Source organism: Pseudoalteromonas sp. SR45-6, assembly GCF_014163545.1.
Taxonomy (GTDB): domain Bacteria; phylum Pseudomonadota; class Gammaproteobacteria; order Enterobacterales; family Alteromonadaceae; genus Pseudoalteromonas; species Pseudoalteromonas rhizosphaerae.
Genome location: NZ_JACJDM010000073.1, coordinates 1 through 19,291, shown reverse-complemented (window position 1 = coordinate 19,291; position 19,291 = coordinate 1). Strand labels below are relative to the sequence as shown.

Genomic DNA, 19,291 nt, shown 5'->3' with positions numbered 1-19,291 from the left:
AACCAACCCCATTGGGATGGTTGGATTTGGCTGCAAAATACTGTGATAGAAAAATGGCAAGCAAACAAAGTGTATCAAGGTGGCAACCTTGTAAAACACGGAGCCGACTACTACCTTGCCCGCTACTGGAATGAGAATAACGAACCCGCCCCCCACAGTAGTTGGCAAAAAATTAAAGATTTATTTTACCAAACCCCAGATTTACCACCTGAACACCCTGACGACTATAAAACGCTGGACGGTGTTGATCAAAATGACAACGGTATCCGCGACGATTATGAGCGCCATGTGTATGAAAAGTTTGATTCTCCACAGCTCATCACCTTTAGTTTAGGTGCCGCTTCAACATTACAACTGGTTATTGATATAGAGCAGGGCCGTATACCAAATTTAGATACTGAGATCGGTAAGCAGATTATTTTGGATATGATTAACATAAGCTACTGTGTTCGATATTTACAAAATTCACACCCACACTTTAGAGAACCCGAAGTTTTATACTTTAATACGATAGATAGAGCTTACGCGAACCGAAAAAGCCAAAATAAAATTAGTGACTATATTGCTTGGGATGACGACTTTCATTACGGCGCTGATAGAGACTGCAAAATACTTAAGAAGGACATAAAATGAAAGCTACATATATTTTGTTCTTACTTATATTTCCAATTTTTACTTATGGTAATTATCAAGCACTAGATCGGTACTGCTCTAAAAACATTGATAATGTACGCATTTTCTATGTAAATGGTATGCGGACTAATATCAAGCAATACAAAGCTAATTTAAATGAATTAAGTTACTTTCAAGATTCTTATCTACCAGAATTTAAAAAAGGAGCACTTCCTGCGGGAAGTCATAATAAAAGTGAAGCTATATTTATGCAAATATATGAAGTCGCACAGCAAAAGTATAGTGACTTGCCCGTATTTTCACCTGAGTATCGTATAATAACTGCAATAATTGGAGGCACTGTTAGCTCACTATCAGATATAGATATCGCTCAAATTGAGTCTGTTTTACAGGATGTATTTACTGAAGTAAATTACTCTATTATTGACGAGACAGACTATAAAAATGCATTTCAAAGACTTCAATTTCAGATGCATTCTTGCAACCGTATTATTCTTATTGGTCACTCGCAAGGTAACTTTTACACCAATGCTCTTTTTGAGGAAACCATATCTACTTATCAATATAGCGACGGGTATCTTGCTTCCGATTATCCACTGGTTAGCCTAGCCGCAATAGCAACACCAACAAGTTCAATAGGAGGAAGTTTGGGGGAGGAATATAAAGAGATCATTTCACACCTTACACTTGACGAAGACTGGGTCATACGAGCCGTAAGGATTTTATTTGGTAGTTTACCTTCAAACTATTCTGCTGAGTCTTTATTTGACTCAACTGGTCATGGGTTAATTGCTGCATACCTAAGAAATAATGCAGTTGCAAATGCAATAAGTGCTAAAATTGAAGCTTCTATTTTAAACCAAACTCCTTTCCCCTTATTTGAACAACACCCTGTAAATTCAGATGCTTTTTCACACATCGGCTATTCAACGATTAATAAAATTCTTGATCTCAAATTTGAATCAGGAAGTGTTTATCGTTATTACAATATACCTATTTTAGTATGGGATGAGTTGTATTACTCAACATCAATGGGGAAGGTTTTTAATGATAATATTCGAGGCCAATACCCTTTTGATAAGTTAGATATTGAAAGTATGACTTATCTAAAAATGACGTCACTTGAACCAGTTGCAAAAGTTGAAAAATAACTAAACATTGGACTAGAAATAAAAAAAGGTGAGCCACTTCAGCTCACCCTTTTTAATAATTATTGTTTGGGAATAGAGATTGGATTCCCAATCTATAATTTCATTCCCAAACTATAATGACTTTTATCAATAAAATTATTAGTCTCTGTATGTCTCTACCGCTGGGCATGAACACACTAGGTTACGGTCGCCGTATACGTCATCGATGCGCGTTACTGTAGGCCAGAATTTGTTTTTAGCCACTGCTGGTACTGGGAATGCAGCGTAGAAGCGGTCGTACGCGCGGTCCCATTCGTTACCAAGTACGTCGCCTTGTGTATGCGGTGCAAACACAAGCGGGTTGTTTTCGATAGACCATTCGCCAGAGATCACTTTGTCGATTTCGCCTTTGATTGACACCATCGCTTCGATGAAACGGTCGATCTCAACTTTAGACTCAGACTCAGTAGGCTCAATCATCAAGGTGCCCGCTACTGGGAACGACATAGTTGGTGAATGGAAGCCGTAATCTTGTAAGCGCTTAGCAACATCCATTTCAGTGATGCCCGAAAGCTCTTTAAGTGGGCGTAAGTCAACAATACATTCGTGAGCAACACGGTTGTTGCGACCACGGTATAAAATTGGGAAGTGCTGGCTTAACTCGTGAGTTAAGTAGTTAGCATTCACAATCGCCATTTCAGTGGCTTGTTTAAGGCCTTCGCTACCCATCATGGTGATGTAAGCCCATGAGATAGGTAAAATAGCTGCTGAGCCGTATGGCGCTGCTGATACTGCTCCGTTGCCGATACTCGTACCAGGTACGTTAATTACGCTGTGGTTAGGCATAAATGGTGCAAGGTGTGATTTAACACCGATTGGGCCAACACCTGGGCCACCGCCGCCATGTGGGATACAGAACGTTTTATGCAAGTTTAAGTGCGATACGTCTGAACCGATAAAGCCTGGGCTTGTTACACCTACTTGTGCATTCATGTTCGCGCCGTCCATGTAAACTTGGCCGCCATGTTGATGAATGATGTCACAAATTTCACGAATTGTTTCTTCGTATACACCGTGCGTAGACGGGTATGTGATCATGATACATGATAGGTTTTCTGATACTTCTTCTGCTTTCGCTTTAAGATCAGCCATATCAACGTTACCGTTTTTATCGCAATCAACAACCACAATTTTCATGCTTGCCATTTGTGCAGATGCAGGGTTAGTACCGTGCGCTGAACTTGGGATCAAACAAATGTTACGGTGTGCATCGCCACGTGACTCGTGGTATTTGCGAATCGCGATTAAGCCTGCGTATTCACCTTGTGCACCAGAGTTTGGCTGTAATGAAACGGCATCGTAACCGGTGATGTTAACTAACCAATCATGTAGTTCGCCCATCATGATTTGGTAACCTTCTGCTTGGTCTAGCGGGCAGAATGGGTGAAGATTAGCAAACTCAGGCCAAGTAATTGGGATCATCTCAGCGGTCGCGTTTAGTTTCATAGTACATGAACCTAACGAGATCATTGAGTGATTAAGTGCTAAATCTTTGTTTTCAAGACGTTTGATATAACGCAGCATTTCAGTTTCGCTGTGATACGAATTGAAGTTAGGGTGCGTTAAGATTTCATCATCGCGTTCAAGGTTTGCAGGGATTGAATCGCTACCGTTTGCTTCGATGTCTGCTGCGATTGCATCAACACTTAAGCCGTGGTCTTCGCCAAGAATAATATCGAACAACTGTGCTACGTCTGCGCGCGTTGTGGTCTCAGACACTGAGATTGAGTATTCGCCATCATGGTTAGTAGCAAAGTTTACGCCGTTTGCTACAGCACGCGCTGTTACATCGTCTTTGTTATCGCTAACAACTGTTAGGGTATCAAACCAGGTGCTGTGCTTAAGGTTTACACCTTTAGCTTTAAGGCCTGCGGCTAAAATATCAGCAAAACGATGAATACGCTGTGCAATAGTTTTTAAGCCTTGTGGGCCATGGTACACCGCATAAAACGCAGCCATGTTAGCGAGTAATACTTGCGCTGTACAAATGTTTGAGTTGGCTTTGTCGCGGCGAATGTGTTGCTCGCGGGTTTGCATTGCCATACGTAGTGCATCGTTACCTAAACGGTCTTTAGACACACCAATGATACGACCTGGTAATGAACGTTTGTATGCATCACGTGTTGCGAAAAATGCAGCGTGTGGACCGCCGTAACCCATTGGTACACCAAAACGCTGGGCAGAACCAAGTACTACGTCTGCGCCAAGTTTACCTGGTGCTTTTAATAATAATAAGCTCATGATGTCAGCAGCAACACAGGCAATCGCTTTTTTGCTTTGTACGCCAGCGATTAAATCTGTGATATCGACTACTTCACCTGATGTTGACGGGTATTGGAATAACGCACCAAAAATTTCGTGATTTACAGCATCAGCAGCAGGACCTACCACAACTTCAAAACCAAACTGCTCGGCGCGTGTTGTCACTACGTCGATAGTTTGGGTATGTACGTCATCAGCGATGAAGAAGATGTTGGCTTTTTTAGCTTTAGATACGCGCTTTGCAAGGCCCATGGCCTCGGCAGCCGCAGTTGATTCATCAAGTAATGATGCACTTGCTAAATCAAGACCGGTAAGGTCTAAGGTCATAGTTTGGAAATTAAGTAATGACTCTAAACGCCCTTGAGCAATCTCTGGTTGGTATGGAGTGTACGCTGTGTACCAGCCTGGGTTCTCAAGTACGTTACGTAATATTACGTGTGGTACGTGAGTTGGGTGGTAGCCTTGACCGATGTAAGATTTGAATACTTTATTTTTGCTTGCTACTGATTTTAAGTAGCTTAGTGTTTCAACTTCAGTGCGGCTTTCACCCACTGTTAGGCCTTGCTCTAAGCGGATGCTTGCAGGTACAGTTTGACCGATCAGCTCTTCAACACTCGATACTCCAAGAGCACTTAGCATATCGCTTACTTGTGCTGGGCTTGGCCCAATATGACGGCGAATAAAATCTTGCGTTTGCTCTAATTGTTCAAGAGATTTGGCGTTTGACATTTGTCCAGATTCCTATGATCCAAAAAATAAATGGTTATTACTAATGGGTGACCAGTAATAACTTAAAAGCTTTTGATTTAATAACTTACAGTGTATGGAAAAGTAAGCAGTAAAATCATAAAAGCCCCAATTATGTTAGGTATAATGGGGCTTTTAGTACGGCGATAAACTAATTATTAGTCTTCGTCGATGGTGTTTGCATAGCCTTCAGCGTCAAGCAAGTTTTCTAGCTCAGACTCGTCAGATGCTTTAATGCGGAATAACCAACCGTCGCCGTAAGCGTCGTTGTTAACTGTTTCAGGTGCATCTTCAAGGTCTTCGTTGATTGCAACGATTTCACCGCTGATTGGTGCATAGATGTCTGATGCCGCTTTTACTGACTCTGCTACTGCACAATCTTCGCCTGCAAGTACTTCGTCACCAACTTCTGGTAATTCAACAAATACCATGTCGCCAAGTAGTTCTTGTGCGTGCTCAGAGATACCTACAGTGAAAGTACCGTCACCTTCGTTGCGAACCCACTCGTGTGAAGAGGCATACTTTAACTCGCTAGGGATATTGCTCATTTTATTCTTCCTTTGGTTTATATTGGGTGATAACACCAAATCTTTTAATTGATACTTTAAAGTACAGACTTACCGTTACGTACAAAGCTTGGTTTAACTACTTTTACGTTAACTAATTTTTTACGCATTTCTACTTGAGCAGTTTCGCCAGTTGAACGTGGTACACGTGCAAGGGCAACACTAAAACCAAGTGTAGGTGAGAAAGTACCAGAGGTAATGACCCCTTCGCCACCATCAACAATTACTTTAGAACCACTACGCAATACGCCTTTTTCTTCCAGCACTAGGCCAACAAGTTTATCAGTGCTTTTGTCAGCGCGTTGCTGTACTAGTACGTCACGACCGATAAAGTCACGATCTTCAGGTTCCCATGCAATGGTCCACGCCATGTTAGCAGCAAGTGGTGATACGCTCTCGTCCATATCTAGGCCGTAAAGGTTCATACCCGCTTCTAAACGTAGTGTGTCACGTGCACCAAGGCCCGCAGGCGCAACACCAGCATCTAGCAGTTGTTGCCAAAGATCCGCAGCTTGCTCGTTCGGTACAACAATTTCGTAACCGTCTTCGCCAGTATAGCCTGTTGTAGCAATAAATAAATCACCAGTTTGCACACCAAAAAACGGCTTCATATCTGCAACAGCTGCTTGTTGATCAGCCGTTAAGATAGTGGCAGTTTTTGCTTTAGCATTAGGGCCTTGTACTGCAATCATGGCAAACTCTGGGCGCTCTGTTACTGCAACGGCAAAATCAGCTGAAACTTTAGCCATGTGCGCTAAATCTTTTTCACGAGTTGCAGAATTAACCACTAAGCGATAATCAGTATTTGAGAAGAAGTAAATGATAAGGTCGTCAATTACGCCACCTTGCTCATTCAGCATGCCAGTGTAAAGCGCTTTACCAGGAACGGTTAATTTAGCAACATCGTTAGCGACTAGTTTACGAAGGAATGCTTGTGCTTGCTCGCCTTTGACATCAACAATAGTCATGTGTGAAACGTCAAACATGCCTGCATCGGTGCGCACTGCGTTGTGCTCTTCGATTTGCGAACCATAGTTGATTGGCATTTCCCAGCCATGAAAATCAACCATTTTTGCTTTTGATTCTAGGTGCTTTGCATGTAAAACTGTTTTAGAAGTCATAATATTCCTTCACTTTATAATTAACCCAAGATTGGGCGTGGCCTCAATTTAATGAGGGGGAATAACATGGGCGGCGATTATACATAAGTTGTAATGCACCTAACACCCAAATTGCGATTTGTTCTAACAAATAAATTACAAAAGCTGGCAACTAAAAAATACGCTAGCCAGCTTATCAATTTATGTTTAAGCAACGTCTGGTAGTGACATATCAAAACCGCGTTGCTGTAAATATGTTTGCCATTTAGTCAGCTCAGGCGCTTTGGCCACCAGCTGAAAATACTGTATTGATTGTTTATCAATAGCGGTAATAAATACCTCACCACTTTGCGCACCGTAGCAGCTGTTGGCGTCTGACAAGCGCAGTCCAGGGGTGAGTTTAAATGCTTCGACTAACGCGTCAAATGCCTGCTCACCAGATAAAGTTAAGGTCGCTAAATCAGTGCGGGTAACAAACTCAATATCGTAGCGCAGTTGCTGTTCACTGATCAGTGCTTGTAATTGAGCCGCTGCATCTGTGTGCAACACAAATCTAAACGCTGTTGCACTAAAGTAATATAACGCAAAGCTATAATTGCTGTTTAGGTCACCATCTAAGGTGCCTTTCACACCTAAACCACTGGCGGTTAGTTTGTTTAAATCTAACCCTAATATAGTGGTTAAAAACGGGATTGCTTCAGTGCCGCTAAAATCGATCACCACGGTGTTTGTATTGAACTGCAGCATATTGCTATCAGCTGCTTCAATCTGGCTATGACGAGCAAACATTATCGGGCTAAAAGTCATTATCGACACCTATCAATCTTTAATGGCAAAAGTATATTGTGCAAGTCTAGCAACAACAAATTGTAATTATTAATCAATTGATAAATAATACTTATCAATCTACCCCCATAAATTGTAATTTTTAATATGAAAAATATCTCAACAGACAGCTTACGCACGTTAGTTACTGTGGTTGAAGTAGCAGGTTTTGCTAAAGCAGGTGATTTACTTGGCTTATCGCAACCCGCTGTAAGTTTACAAATAAAGCGGTTAGAAGAAATGCTCGGGCATAAGCTATTTAAAAAACAAGGCCAGCGCCAAGTACTCAATCAATACGGTGAACTGCTGCTGCCGATGGCAAAGCAAATGCTGCTGCAAAACGACACCATTTTGCAATTATTTACTAAAGAGAATGTGACCGGTAAGGTGAGGTTGGGAATACCCAGCGAATTTGCCGCTCGGATCTTACCCGCTATTATCGGTGACTTTGTGGCACTTTACCCTGAAGTATCGTTAGAGGTTAAATCGCGTTTAAGTAAGCATTTATTGTCGGTTTCACGAGAAGACCAGTTTGATTTAGTACTGGCGTTAAATGAAGATTTAAACTCTGAAAAGTTCCCTGTTTTTATGCAAGACCAACTGGTCTGGGTTGGTGATTTATCAATAGCACAAAATGACGTTGTTACGCTTGTGACTGCACCGGAAGGTTGTATTTATCGACGCCGCGCCATCGAGGCATTGCAACTTGCAGGTATTAAGTACCGCATAAGTTATAGTAACGCTGATTTAACAGGCCTTACTGCGGCTTTAAAAGAAGGATTAGGGATCACCGTTTTGGCTAGAAGCACAGTGCCTAATGAACTTAACTATGAGTTAAACACCGCTATTTTACCGAGCCTAGGTAAAATAGGTATTAGCTTAACAAAGCATGCAGAACAAGCCGAGCATGCGGTAGATAAACTTGCCGAGTTTATTGCATTACGCTTGACTTAATAGCTAACAAAAAGCCGCCTTTAGTTACCTTTTGATAATTTAGATTATCGCAACGAATATAGTAATACAATATTAACAACAATATGTTTTCATATTTATATTCAAAAACTTACTTAACGATCGGAATTGTTACAAATAGGATTGATTCGTATTATTTTACATGTTTAAATTGCGCCAGTTAAAATTAGACACATACAGGATCTATAATGCCTCCTAAGCTTATTGTTTCAACACTTTCGATGGCTATTGCTTTATCATTAAGCGCTAATGCCGTTGCAAATGATGCAACAAATAAAAAAAAGAACTTTGAGCAAATTACCGTTATTGGCTCGCAAGCTGCTATTAACGATATTCCGGGCTCTGCTACATTTATCTCAGACGAACAATTACAAAAATTCGAATTTACCGATATTTCTCGTGTTTTAGCATCTGTACCAGGTGTTTATGTGCAAGAAGAAGATGGTTATGGCCTGCGCCCTAACATTGGTATGCGTGGCACAGGTACTGGCCGTAACGATAAAATATCAGTAATGGAAGATGGTGTTCTCGTAGCACCCGCACCTTACTCAGCGCCATCGGCTTACTACTTCCCTACTATGGGCCGTATGGAGTCGATTGAAGTATTAAAAGGCGCAGCCTCTGTTAAGTATGGTCCGCGTACAACCGGTGGTGTTTTAAACTTACTTTCGCGCAGCTTACCGACCGAAGGTTCAACGGGTTTAGTAAACGCCGAACTCGGTAGCGATGGTTTTTATAAGGGCCATGCTTACTTCGGTAAAGAAAAAAACAACGCAGCTGGCCTTATTGAAGTTTTCAGCTATGGTGCAGATGGCTTTAAAGAATTACCTGTAGGTAGCGACAACACAGGCTTTGAAAAAACAGATTTTTTACTTAAATTTGGTTATAAGTTTGGTGAAAACAACGCGCATAACCTAGAGATGAAAATTAAGTACTCTGATGAACAATCTGATGAAACTTACATGGGTTTAACAGAAGAAGATTATAAAGCGTCACCAAACCGTCGTTATGCCGCATCACAAAAAGACCAAATGAACACGCAACATAATGCATACCAATTAAACTATGCTTATCGTTTTGGTGATGGTTATGAGTTATTAGCGACAGCTTACCTCAATGATTTTCATCGTAATTGGTACAAAGCGAGCAAAGTAAGTGAAAGCTATTTAGCACAGTACAGTGAATTTGAAGCGGCACCAACAGCTGAAGGTATTGAAGGCATTGGTATTAAAGCAAATAACCGCGACTACCAAGCCAAAGGTGTGCAATCAGAGTTGCACATTCCTGCGGGCGATCACTATGTGACTGTTGGCGTGCGCTACCACGAAGACGAAATGGATCGTTTTCAGTGGGAAGACAAATACACACTTAATCAAGATTTAAGTATGACCTTAACGTCTCAGGGCGTTCCGGGTTCTGACAGCAATCGTGTAGATAGTGCAAAAGCAACAACGTTATTCATTCAAGACCAGTGGTCAATCGATGCATTAGTGATTAATGCAGGCCTTCGTTATGAAGACATCACAATTACCCGCGTAGAGTGGTCAAAGTCTGATCCTAAACGTGAAAATGGCTTAACTAAAGACGTTTCAAACGATACACAAATCTTAGTGCCATCACTGGGGGCAACTTACACCGTAAGCGACAGCCTAACGCTACTTGCAGGTATTCAGCAAGGTTACGCTCCTGCTGCACCAGGTAATGCAGACCAAGAAGAAGAGGAAAGCGTAAACATTGAGTTTGGTGGCCGTTATAACGTTGCTGGTTTTAATGGTGAAATCATTGCATTCTTCTCTGATTACAGCAATATGCATGGAAATTGTACTGCATCTGTAGGCTGTAGTGATGAAAACATTGGCGACCAATACAACTACGGCGAAGTAGAAGTATCGGGCTTTGAGTTCTCTGCAGGTCGTATTTTCGAAACTAATAGCGCAACATTCCCTGTACGCTTAACTTACACTTATACGGATTCACAGTTTAAAAATGATTTTGCATCAGATATCTGGGGCCAAGTAAATAAAGGCGATGCAATGCCTTACGTTCCAGAGAATCAAATCGCTCTTTCATTTGGTGCCGTGCTTTCAAGCTTTGCATTTGATACGCAAGTGCGTTATGTATCTGACGCACATGCTGATTTAAGTGCTGACGGCTTGAATGCAATCGACAGCCGTGTTGTGTGGGATTTAGCCGCTAAATATTTAATTGATGACAAGCAAAAAGTATATCTAACGGTTGATAACTTGTTTGATAACACTTACATCGCTAACCGCGCAAACGGTGGTATTCAACCAGGTAAACCACGCACAATCCAAATGGGTTACAGCTACGCGTTTTAAGTAAACGCTAAAGGTAAAGGCTAAAAATTATAAAAGCAGTGCTTGTTAAGTCAAAGTACTGCTTTTTTGTAGATCGTGATTTATCACGAAAGTAGTGCGTAAATTGAACTGATATAAAATCGCAAACCTCAGCACCTTTGGGCTAAAACCCAGCTAACAGGTAGACACCGAGCTTATCTGGATTATTTTATCAAATTTAAGGCATAAAAAAGCGCGGTATAAAATCACACTACTCATCACTTAGCTAGCCTAACATCTATCTCACTAACTCTGCTACTTCCCTATCGCTTGCTTGGCAAACAGGTGCTTAATTGGGCCTAAGTTATCAACCAAGCTTAAACCCACACCACGTACCAGTTTTTTAAGTGGGTTAGCGCCTGCAAATAATTCTTTTAAGCCTTGCATCATGGCAATATGCTTTTGTGCATCAAGCTTGCGGGTACGCTCGTAATCACGCAATAGTCGATTACTGGCAAACTCTTTATTGTCAGCAGTTAAAAGCTCAATAAGGTAAGCGGCATCTTTAAGGCCTAAGTTCATACCAAGTCCTGCTAACGGATGAATGGTATGTGCGGCATCGCCCATTAATACCACTTTACCTGTCACCCATTGCTGCGCGTAACGCATTTTCAAAGGGAACGCTGTGCGCGCACTTTGTACCTCACATAAACCGCATTGGCCATCAAGGGCTGCCATAACTGCTTTATTAAAATCGCTATCATCCATGGCTAGTAACGTTTGGCAATGCGCAGGACTGGTTGACCATACAATTGAGTGCGTATTGGCATCTGGCAGCGGTAAAAACGCCAGTGGTCCAGTAGGTAAAAATACTTGGCGCGCAGTATTATTATGTGGCTCAGTGGTTCTTACCGTCGCAACGATGGCGTTATGATCATAATCTTTAAACGTAATGGGCAAATTAAACTGTTTCCGAATCGCTGAATTTGCGCCATCGGCTGCCACTAATAACTTGGCTATAACTGGCTCACCAGAGTCTAAGGTTATAAAGACGTCATTGTCACTTTGGTGTATTTGTTGATAGCGTGTATCAAACATAAGCGTTGCTTGGCTGTATTGTTCTAATTCATTGATCAGTGCATAACGAATGATGTCGTTTTCAACAATATGACCTAAATGAGGAAGGTCCAGTTCATCGCTGTTAAAAGCAATTTTGCCAAAGCTATCTTGGTCGCGCACATCCATATGGGTATAGGCGCGTGCTCTTTGAGCAATGATCTCAGGCCACACTTGCAAAGATTCAAACAAGTGTTGGCTGGCAAGGCTCAGTGCACTTACGCGCAAAGCGTATTCATCGCCTGGCAATACTTGTTTTGCTGCCGCATCAATTACTACTACACTGATATTGGCTTTAACAAGCCCCAGCGCGAGGGTTAAGCCAACACAGCCGCCCCCCACAACACATACTTGTGTCTGTTTCATAGTCGTTTACCTTGTTTAACCTGACCCATTAATTGCTTAGCTAAAGGTGTTTTTAAAGAAGAACACAAATCCATGGCGAATAGACCACAGCTGCGACCAAATGCGAGTATTCGTGATGAGTTTGAAAATAACCGCACTAAAGAATCTGTTAACGTCATTACAGTGGTTATATCTTGGTTACGTTGTTTGGCATATTCACGGGTAAATAGGTAACTGCCAATTGCCAATTCGCTCTTTACTAATTCACATAGAAGTTGCACATCGCGCAGGCCTAAATTAAAGCCCTGCCCTGCAATAGGATGAATCGCATGCCCTGCATTGCCAATTAGTACCGTACGGTGAGCACTTAATGACTCAGCACGGCCATACACCAGTGGATAGTTTGCACGCATGCCGACTTTAGTAAATTGCCCGCCACGATAACCAAATGCAGTTTGCAAAGCACTTACAAAAGCGCTGTCGTCAAGCTGCATATGCGCGTCAATATCGGCTTTATCCATACACCATACTAACGAGTAACGGTTATTACTCATCGGGAGTAATGCCATTGGTCCATGCTCAGTAAAGCGCTCAAAAGCATGGTTATGATGACCACCTGCCACTTCAATATTGGCAATGATCGCCCCTTGTGAATAAGGCTCAGGAGTAAAATTGATCTTTGCCAGCTGGCGAGTAGCCGATTGCGCACCGTCGGCAATCACCACTAATTGGCCATTAAGTTGAGCACCAGACTGCAAAGTAATACTTGCAAAATCATGCTGATAGGTAATATCTGCAACACTGTCAGGGCAATACATGACCACTTGGGTAGCTGCAAGTTGTTGATGTAAAGCACGACCAAACGGATTTACCTCAACAACATAACCTAGAGCTGACTGCGAAAATTGCGCACAATCGATCTGCGTTTTACCAAAGTGACCGCGATCCGACACGGTCACTTTTTTAATTGCCGCAGCAAATGAGGCATCAATATCAAAGGCATTAATGGTCTGTAAAAATTGCACCGATTGTTGTGCTAAGGCGATACTTCGGTCGTCAAAACTAGGATGGTGTTCAGTGCTTGGTTGATTTGCTTCAACCACCGCAATCGTTAATTGCGGCGCATGTTTCGCAAGACTCAGCGCACAACTGGCACCCGCTAAGCCACCACCGATAATAACAACATCAAACTGCTCTGCCACGTTATGCTCCTAGCGGTTAATTGCTTGCTTTTGCATTAACGCTTCAATCTCGCTGATACTTTTTGGCACACTCAAAGTAAGATTTTCGTGGCCTTGCTCGGTCACTAACAGGTTATCTTCAATACGAATACCAATGCCCTTATATTGCTCAGGTGCTTGCGCATCTAGGCTAACATACAAGCCAGGTTCAATAGTGAGTACCATACCAGCTTCAAATGGGCGTTCTTTTTCGTCTTTTTTATAGTCGCCTACATCATGCACATCAAGGCCAAGCCAATGACCAAGGCCGTGCATATAAAATGCTTTACATGCTTGGTTATCAAGTAACTCTTGTAACTCACCTTGCAAAATACCTAAATCAACTAAGCCTTGGGTGAGCACTGTCATCGCTAATTTATTAGCCTTTGATAAGCTACCACCGGGCTTTACTTCAGTAAACGCTGCTGCTTGCGCCGCTAGAACAATGTTATAAAGCTCAGCTTGAGGTTGACTAAATTGCCCATTAATAGGGAAAGTACGCGTAATATCTGCCGCGTAACCTTGCAGTTCAGCGCCAGAATCAATCAGCACTAAATCACCGTCGGTCAGCACATCACTGTTAGCAGTGTAATGCAATATATTGGCGTTATCGCCACCGCCGACAATGGTGCCATAGGCGGGATGACGCGCACCATGCATAGCGTAATGATGATGAAGCTCGGCTTCTAGCTGATATTCGGTAGCGCCTGGCTTTGCAAACTGCATAGCACGAATATGTCCTTGGGCACTTATTTCACACGCTTGGCGCATAATATTCACCTCAGCAGGTGATTTAAATAAACGCATTTCGTGCACTAAACCACGAATATCTTTAATCGTATGTGGCGCTTTATAACCTTTTTTAGGCGCGCCACGCAGCGTCTTTAATAACGCCCACACTTTATCGTCAAACTGTGGATAAGTACCTTGTGCATAAAATAAAATCTGCTGGCCGTTCACCAAATTCAATAATTGTTCAGTTAGTTCACTCAGTGCACATGTTTGGTCGAATAAATAATCTTTTTTAGCTTTTTCAAAACCAATACGACGACCATGCCAAATTTCCGCCAGCTTATCTTTGTTCAAACAAAACAGCGTACTCGGTGTATCGCTGCTTGGGCAAAGCACTAACACTGCATCGGGTTCATTAAAGCCAGTTAGGTAGAAGAAGTCGCTATCTTGGCGAAACGCATATTCAGTATCACGGCTGCGGGTTACTTCACTTGCCGCTGGAATGATAGCCACACTGTTTGGTTCCATCATGGCAAGTAAACGATCTCTGCGTGCTTTAAACTCTGCTTTTTCTATTTTAACTGTTGGCATTATAAACCCTGTTTATACTGTTAATTTTAACTTAGTGAAGTGTTTTTTTAGTGCTTTTTGGCGCTTGCTCTTGACCAAGTTCAGCAAAACACAACAGCGCAGAAACTCGCACATATTCAATTACTTCGTGCAATGCTTGGCTGTCTTCTTCGGTTTCATCAAACATGGTATCTAAACGCGTAATTTCACTAAAATCACTGATCACTTCTTTTACATCAGCTGATAACTTGCCATAGTCTTTTTGTTTTAAGCCAAAACCAAGCATAAATCCAGCGACCCATGACACTAAACCATTCGCTTGATCTACTAAGGTTTCGTCATCACTTGGTAAAAATAAATCAAATTGAAACTCTTCGTTGTTAAAACTTTCTACAACTTGCTTATAAATAATGGCAAAAAATTCTTTCAGATCATGGCTAAATGCTTGGCCATCATTAAACACATCGCTTAATAAGCCTAAGTATTCTTTGGCTTCAATACTCAAGCCGCAGGCTAATAATCCACTGATCACGCCGTGTGCTTCTGAAGGAGTGACAAATATTTCGTTTTTTTCCAATAGTAATTGGGCTTGTTGGTAATCTGGTAATTCGTTCATGCTGAGATCTTCGCTTGGCTAATTAAGTCAATGCTACCACTCGATAAATAGCAACTCCAATGAAAAGTATGATTGAGGTCAAAAAGCAATCCGAAAAGTAAATAGCCAGTTACCAGTGCTGGAAAATTACCCGAACAGTATAATTATTTTGAATTTGGGGTGTAAGGATTGGCTTATGTCTTATATACTGAATTTGTTCCCTAGGGTGTTGGAGCTTGGTTAAGTCCCTGAGCCGATAAATTTTATGTTAGGGTTTCTGTTCGTCTGCTATTGTGCAAGCTCGGCATGTACCGAGAAGCCTACGGCAAACCGCAGATTCCCGCCCTGAGACCTTATGGTTTCAGGACTGACACCGAGTGCCGCATACTTGGGGAACACCTTTCTTACCTTCCTTTATACTATCTGCTGTTGTGCTTTAAACCATTGATAATAATATGAGCCAAATGTATTTAATAGCGTCGCAAATGCAATTAAGCTCGTACCCAGAATTTGCATCAAACTCATTACGGTACTAAAAAATAAAAACTGGAATGACACCGCAAAGATTAAGTTAGTATAAATTAAAGGCGCCAGCTGTGAGTTTGAATCAACTAATCTATATGCTTTGGAACGAAAAAACTGAGTTGCAGCAGTTGAAAGTCCTAAAAACAATAATAACAATAAGATCCCCTGCTCGAAATTGACTATCATTATTATACTTTGTTGATACTCAACTTGGCTGGTAAAAATAACCATCACAGGTAAAACAAACAATGCTGCAATTGCAAAACAGCACCCGTTTATTACCAAGATAGGTAAATTTATTTTACTGGCTCTAAATAAAGCAACTTGCGAGCAACCATTAAAAAAACCAGCCGCTAAACCTATTAATAATTCCCAGCGCCACGTTATCCCTTGTACGGTTAAGTTTTGCATCACCACGCCAATGCCCATTAATATTAAGGTAGGTAAAACCATTCGACTGATTTTGGTTTTATAAAAATAGCGCTCAAGTAGCGGAATAAATAACGGCCCAGTACTAAATAATACCACGGCCTCAATTAACGTTAAGCGACTTAAGGCCAACATAAAACAACCTTGGCAACTGGCAATAAAAATGGCACGTAAGATAAATGCACCCCAAGCTGCTTGATTTGGCATCACCCAGCGGCTGCATGCAGCAATAAACAACATAACTAACGCAGGAAGTAATAAACGCAACATCACTAATATTGCATCACTAAAATACTCAGTTAAAAGTTTTGAAAATAAACTATTCAACGCTAAAGTAAATGTGGATAACAGCATAAACATACTGGGTCGTAATAAAGCAGCCATAACAACTCCTTTCTCAACGAGAAATACGTTTCACATTGAGAATAATAAGCTTAACATTAATCTGAGGCGCTAAATTAGCGTAAATAGGTAGAATGAAAAAGCGAGTAATTATGCACAAACCTGTAAGTAAAACTTAACAAAGAGAAACTATGGCTAACTCTATTCCTTTAAAATCGCTTCATAGTTTTATTGCAGTCGCAGAAACTGGAAGTATGGTCCTCGCTGCTGAGCAATTAAATATTAGTCATTCTGCAATAAGCCAAGCAATTAAGTCTCTTGAATCGCAACTAAACACTCAATTATTTACTCGTATCGGCCGACGCGTTGAGCTAAATAGCACGGGTAAACGCTATTACCTGCGAGTACAGCCAGCTCTAAATGAGATTATAGCTGCAAGTTTTGAGATCTCTGCGAGTCAGCTCTGCGCGCACTTAACTTTAAATATGGTGAACTCGATGGCATTGCATTGGTGGATCCCACGAGTAGCGGAACTACAAGCTTACGCGCCAGAGTTAGATGTGCGTTTATCTAATTTAGTCGGAGAGTTTAACTTAGAGCAACATGGCGTGGATGTCGCTTTGGTGCATGGTAAACAACAAGATTGGGCGCAATATCACTGCGAAAAACTGGCTGATGATGAGCTTATTTTAGTATGTAGTCCTGAATTAATAAAAACCTTGCCCACAGATTGCCAAACTCTCAAAGAGCTACTTACTCGTTTCCCGGCTATTTTTGCCATAAACCCACGCCGCGATAACGATTGGCACGTATGGTGTAACGCCCATCAATTAGCAATACCGAAACAACATAAAAATCTCACTTTTAATATTTCAGTACAAGCAACGCAAGCGGCAATGCGCCAATTAGGTGTTTTGGTCACCCATAAACAATTTGTAAAAGATGATATTCAACAGGGTATGCTGGTGCAAATAGGTGAGCCGGTATTAAACCCACATCAACAGTTTTATTTTGCTACCAGCCATAGCAAGCGTGAACAAGCCACTATATTGATATTAAAAAAATGGTTAAAATCGCAGTTTTCTAATCAATAAAAGTTTATCAGCCTACGGCTTACTAAAAGTTAATTTTTAACTTTTAGTGCACCTAATACAATACAGACAACACCACCGACCATTCCAGCCCATGCCTCGATGGGTGTATCACCACTAAAAGTTCGCGTAATTTGCGCACTTGCAGAGTCATAAACGTCATAACCCCAAAAAGCCAGTGCAGCTCCAATACAGATCAGCACAATACCAATTACTTTATTCATTTTAATTCCTATTAAAGCTAACAGAGGTAATCTCTAAAAATACGCTAAGATATTGATTTAAGCAAAAACTAAAAATAACCTTCACACCGCTATTTAAAAATTACTCATGGTATTTACGGATCACCGCAATCTTACCGTTTTCAATTTCTAGAACATCCATCAACGTTTGGGTGTATTCAATCAGTTGCTTGTTTTGCGGGTGCACACCTTTCGCGTGTTGCGTGTAACGAATCGCAATAGCGGTATTATTAAATATGAAAGTATCAAGTAACTTTGCTTCATATTCAGTGTGGGCACCTAGATAAAAAGTCATACCTTTGCGCATCATGGCCTTACCGTCAGGTGAACGAGAATCATCGCTTTGATAAGGTAGGTGTTGATTAGCAACATCATCAGTGAGTAACGCTAAAAAAGCTTCGAGTTCTTTACTGCTAGCTTTAGGCGCCTGAGTTGCCGTCATGGTGGAAAAATATTGCTGGGCGAGTCCTTCTAGTTCGTTATTTTCGTCTTTTGCATGTAAGTTAAAAGTTGCGATAACAGCTAACAATAAAAAAGTAACGTATTTCATTATGCTCTCTTGCATTGTGTTTAATTATCACTCTATCAAAACAGCAACAAACTAAAATGTATAGTCTTTTTATAATAAATCACGCTTCGCCGGATGGTTTTATAAAATACTCTTATAAAATATCATCTAAAAGGCTGGCTTGTTCTGGACAATCTCAGTAAGCATGTAGCGAATCTTCTACAACTTAAGACCCATACCTTTTTAATTAAATTATTTTAATGTTCACCGGCACTTTCAATGCATAATAAAATTAACACACTCAATAACTTATTTAAATAAAAAGTCATTAGACTAACAACCAGCCTATAATTTACTTTAAAATAAATATAAAACTTAATGACCATTTAATATAAAAAAGTGATTGATTTAGGGAGAGGATAAATAATAGGGGTATTACGACTGCTAAGCAGCCGTAATAGAAATGCGTTGAAATAGATAGTAACGAGTTATAGGTGTGAAGAACTACCAGCTGATTCATTGAATGATAAACCTGATACAATGCCTTTAGCATTAAAACGGATTGTTACATTCTTTGTCTCATTTTGAGAACCACCGACATGGCCTGCGTATGGAATAAAGCCTACACCACCGCCTTGACCTTCGCTGTAGCTGTATGTCCATACAACTTCGTCATTACCTATATCATTAACGCCCATAGGGTCGCCAATCGCTTCTTTGACTTGCTCTTGAGTTGTTTCGCCTTTTTTGAAGCCTTTTACAACTTCCATATCAAAATCACGGCCTTGTGAGGTGCTATTACATGCGGCCAAAACAAACGCCATTGCAATTGTTAATAATATCTTTTTCATGTCATTCCTTAATAATTATCTTTTAAATTCCATTTCAACGCGATTAAGCGCGTTAATTATGAACAAAAAAAATAAAATATCAACCCCAAATGGAAACATATTAAAGATAAAAAATTAATCAGTAAAAATGTAT

The 19,291-nt window shown here is 41.0% G+C and carries 17 protein-coding genes and 1 other RNA gene; 6 read left to right on the top strand and 12 right to left on the bottom strand.

Features of this window, described 5'->3' with window-relative positions:
• Both H5158_RS20555 and H5158_RS20550 read left to right on the top strand, forming a co-directional pair.
• A partial coding sequence (locus H5158_RS20555) for a chitodextrinase (protein ID WP_182740779.1) occupies positions 1-633 on the top strand: 633 nt, incomplete at its 5' end.
• A complete protein-coding gene (locus H5158_RS20550) occupies positions 630-1,784 on the top strand; it encodes a KTSC domain-containing protein (protein ID WP_182740778.1) in 1,155 nt (384 codons plus the stop codon). The genes H5158_RS20555 and H5158_RS20550, both read left to right, overlap by 4 nt.
• A 138-nt stretch (positions 1,785-1,922) precedes the next feature.
• Here H5158_RS20550 and gcvP read toward each other — a convergent pair whose 3' ends face one another.
• The 4 genes from gcvP to H5158_RS20530 form a co-directional block, all read right to left on the bottom strand.
• A complete protein-coding gene (gene gcvP / locus H5158_RS20545) occupies positions 1,923-4,814 on the bottom strand; it encodes an aminomethyl-transferring glycine dehydrogenase (protein ID WP_182740777.1) in 2,892 nt (963 codons plus the stop codon).
• A 176-nt stretch (positions 4,815-4,990) separates the two neighbouring features.
• The gene (gcvH, locus tag H5158_RS20540) at positions 4,991-5,380 is read right to left on the bottom strand and encodes a glycine cleavage system protein GcvH (RefSeq protein ID WP_182740776.1); all 390 of its coding nucleotides are present in this window, start codon (positions 5,378-5,380) and stop codon (positions 4,991-4,993) included.
• 56 nt (positions 5,381-5,436) lie between these two features.
• The gene (gcvT, locus tag H5158_RS20535; protein ID WP_145241861.1) at positions 5,437-6,519 is read right to left on the bottom strand and encodes a glycine cleavage system aminomethyltransferase GcvT; all 1,083 of its coding nucleotides are present in this window, start codon (positions 6,517-6,519) and stop codon (positions 5,437-5,439) included.
• 186 nt (positions 6,520-6,705) lie between these two features.
• The gene (locus tag H5158_RS20530) at positions 6,706-7,305 is read right to left on the bottom strand and encodes a hypothetical protein (protein WP_182740775.1); all 600 of its coding nucleotides are present in this window, start codon (positions 7,303-7,305) and stop codon (positions 6,706-6,708) included.
• 126 nt (positions 7,306-7,431) lie between these two features.
• Between H5158_RS20530 and H5158_RS20525 the strand changes: the two genes are divergently transcribed.
• On the top strand, positions 7,432-8,277 hold the full coding sequence (locus H5158_RS20525) for a LysR family transcriptional regulator (protein ID WP_145241866.1): 846 nt from the start codon (positions 7,432-7,434) through the stop codon (positions 8,275-8,277).
• 206 nt (positions 8,278-8,483) lie between these two features.
• Positions 8,484-10,634: a TonB-dependent receptor domain-containing protein gene (locus H5158_RS20520; RefSeq protein WP_182719173.1), complete on the top strand. Its 2,151-nt coding sequence runs from the start codon at positions 8,484-8,486 to the stop codon at positions 10,632-10,634.
• 273 nt (positions 10,635-10,907) lie between these two features.
• On the opposite strand, the gene H5158_RS20515 is transcribed toward H5158_RS20520, so the two are convergent.
• From H5158_RS20515 to H5158_RS20500, 4 genes are read right to left on the bottom strand one after another with little or no spacing between them, the layout of a single operon-like run.
• Positions 10,908-12,074, bottom strand: a complete 1,167-nt coding sequence (locus H5158_RS20515; RefSeq protein WP_182719172.1) for an FAD-dependent monooxygenase — start codon at positions 12,072-12,074, stop codon at positions 10,908-10,910.
• Positions 12,071-13,255 (bottom strand): 2-octaprenyl-6-methoxyphenyl hydroxylase, encoded by a 1,185-nt coding sequence (gene ubiH / locus H5158_RS20510; protein ID WP_149983223.1) that lies wholly within the window; start codon positions 13,253-13,255, stop codon positions 12,071-12,073. Before ubiH ends, H5158_RS20515 begins: the two co-directional genes overlap by 4 nt.
• A 9-nt stretch (positions 13,256-13,264) precedes the next feature.
• Positions 13,265-14,596, bottom strand: a complete 1,332-nt coding sequence (gene pepP / locus H5158_RS20505; RefSeq protein WP_182719171.1) for a Xaa-Pro aminopeptidase — start codon at positions 14,594-14,596, stop codon at positions 13,265-13,267.
• Positions 14,597-14,627: 31 nt separating this feature from the next.
• Complete coding sequence (locus H5158_RS20500; protein ID WP_145241895.1) at positions 14,628-15,191, bottom strand: UPF0149 family protein; 564 nt, start codon at positions 15,189-15,191, stop codon at positions 14,628-14,630.
• A 194-nt stretch (positions 15,192-15,385) separates the two neighbouring features.
• Between H5158_RS20500 and ssrS the strand changes: the two genes are divergently transcribed.
• A non-coding RNA gene (gene ssrS, locus H5158_RS20495) (6S RNA) lies at positions 15,386-15,569 on the top strand.
• A gap of 15 nt (positions 15,570-15,584) precedes the next feature.
• Here the strand turns inward: ssrS and H5158_RS20490 are convergent.
• Positions 15,585-16,508, bottom strand: a complete 924-nt coding sequence (locus H5158_RS20490; protein ID WP_182719170.1) for a DMT family transporter — start codon at positions 16,506-16,508, stop codon at positions 15,585-15,587.
• Positions 16,509-16,657: 149 nt separating this feature from the next.
• Here H5158_RS20490 and H5158_RS20485 point away from each other — a divergent pair, with 149 nt between their 5' ends.
• A complete protein-coding gene (locus H5158_RS20485; protein WP_182740774.1) occupies positions 16,658-17,560 on the top strand; it encodes a LysR substrate-binding domain-containing protein in 903 nt (300 codons plus the stop codon).
• Between the two features lie 29 nt (positions 17,561-17,589).
• Here H5158_RS20485 and H5158_RS20480 read toward each other — a convergent pair whose 3' ends face one another.
• The 3 genes from H5158_RS20480 to bamE form a co-directional block, all read right to left on the bottom strand.
• Entirely contained in the window at positions 17,590-17,781 is a 192-nt protein-coding gene (locus H5158_RS20480) for a DUF3185 family protein (RefSeq protein ID WP_149983225.1), read from the bottom strand.
• Positions 17,782-17,881: 100 nt separating this feature from the next.
• Positions 17,882-18,349 carry a nuclear transport factor 2 family protein gene (locus H5158_RS20475; protein WP_145241905.1) on the bottom strand — a complete coding sequence of 156 codons (468 nt, stop codon included), beginning with the start codon at positions 18,347-18,349 and terminating at the stop codon, positions 17,882-17,884.
• A 446-nt stretch (positions 18,350-18,795) separates the two neighbouring features.
• On the bottom strand, positions 18,796-19,158 hold the full coding sequence (gene bamE, locus H5158_RS20470) for an outer membrane protein assembly factor BamE (RefSeq protein ID WP_145241390.1): 363 nt from the start codon (positions 19,156-19,158) through the stop codon (positions 18,796-18,798).
• Positions 19,159-19,291 lie beyond the last annotated feature (133 nt).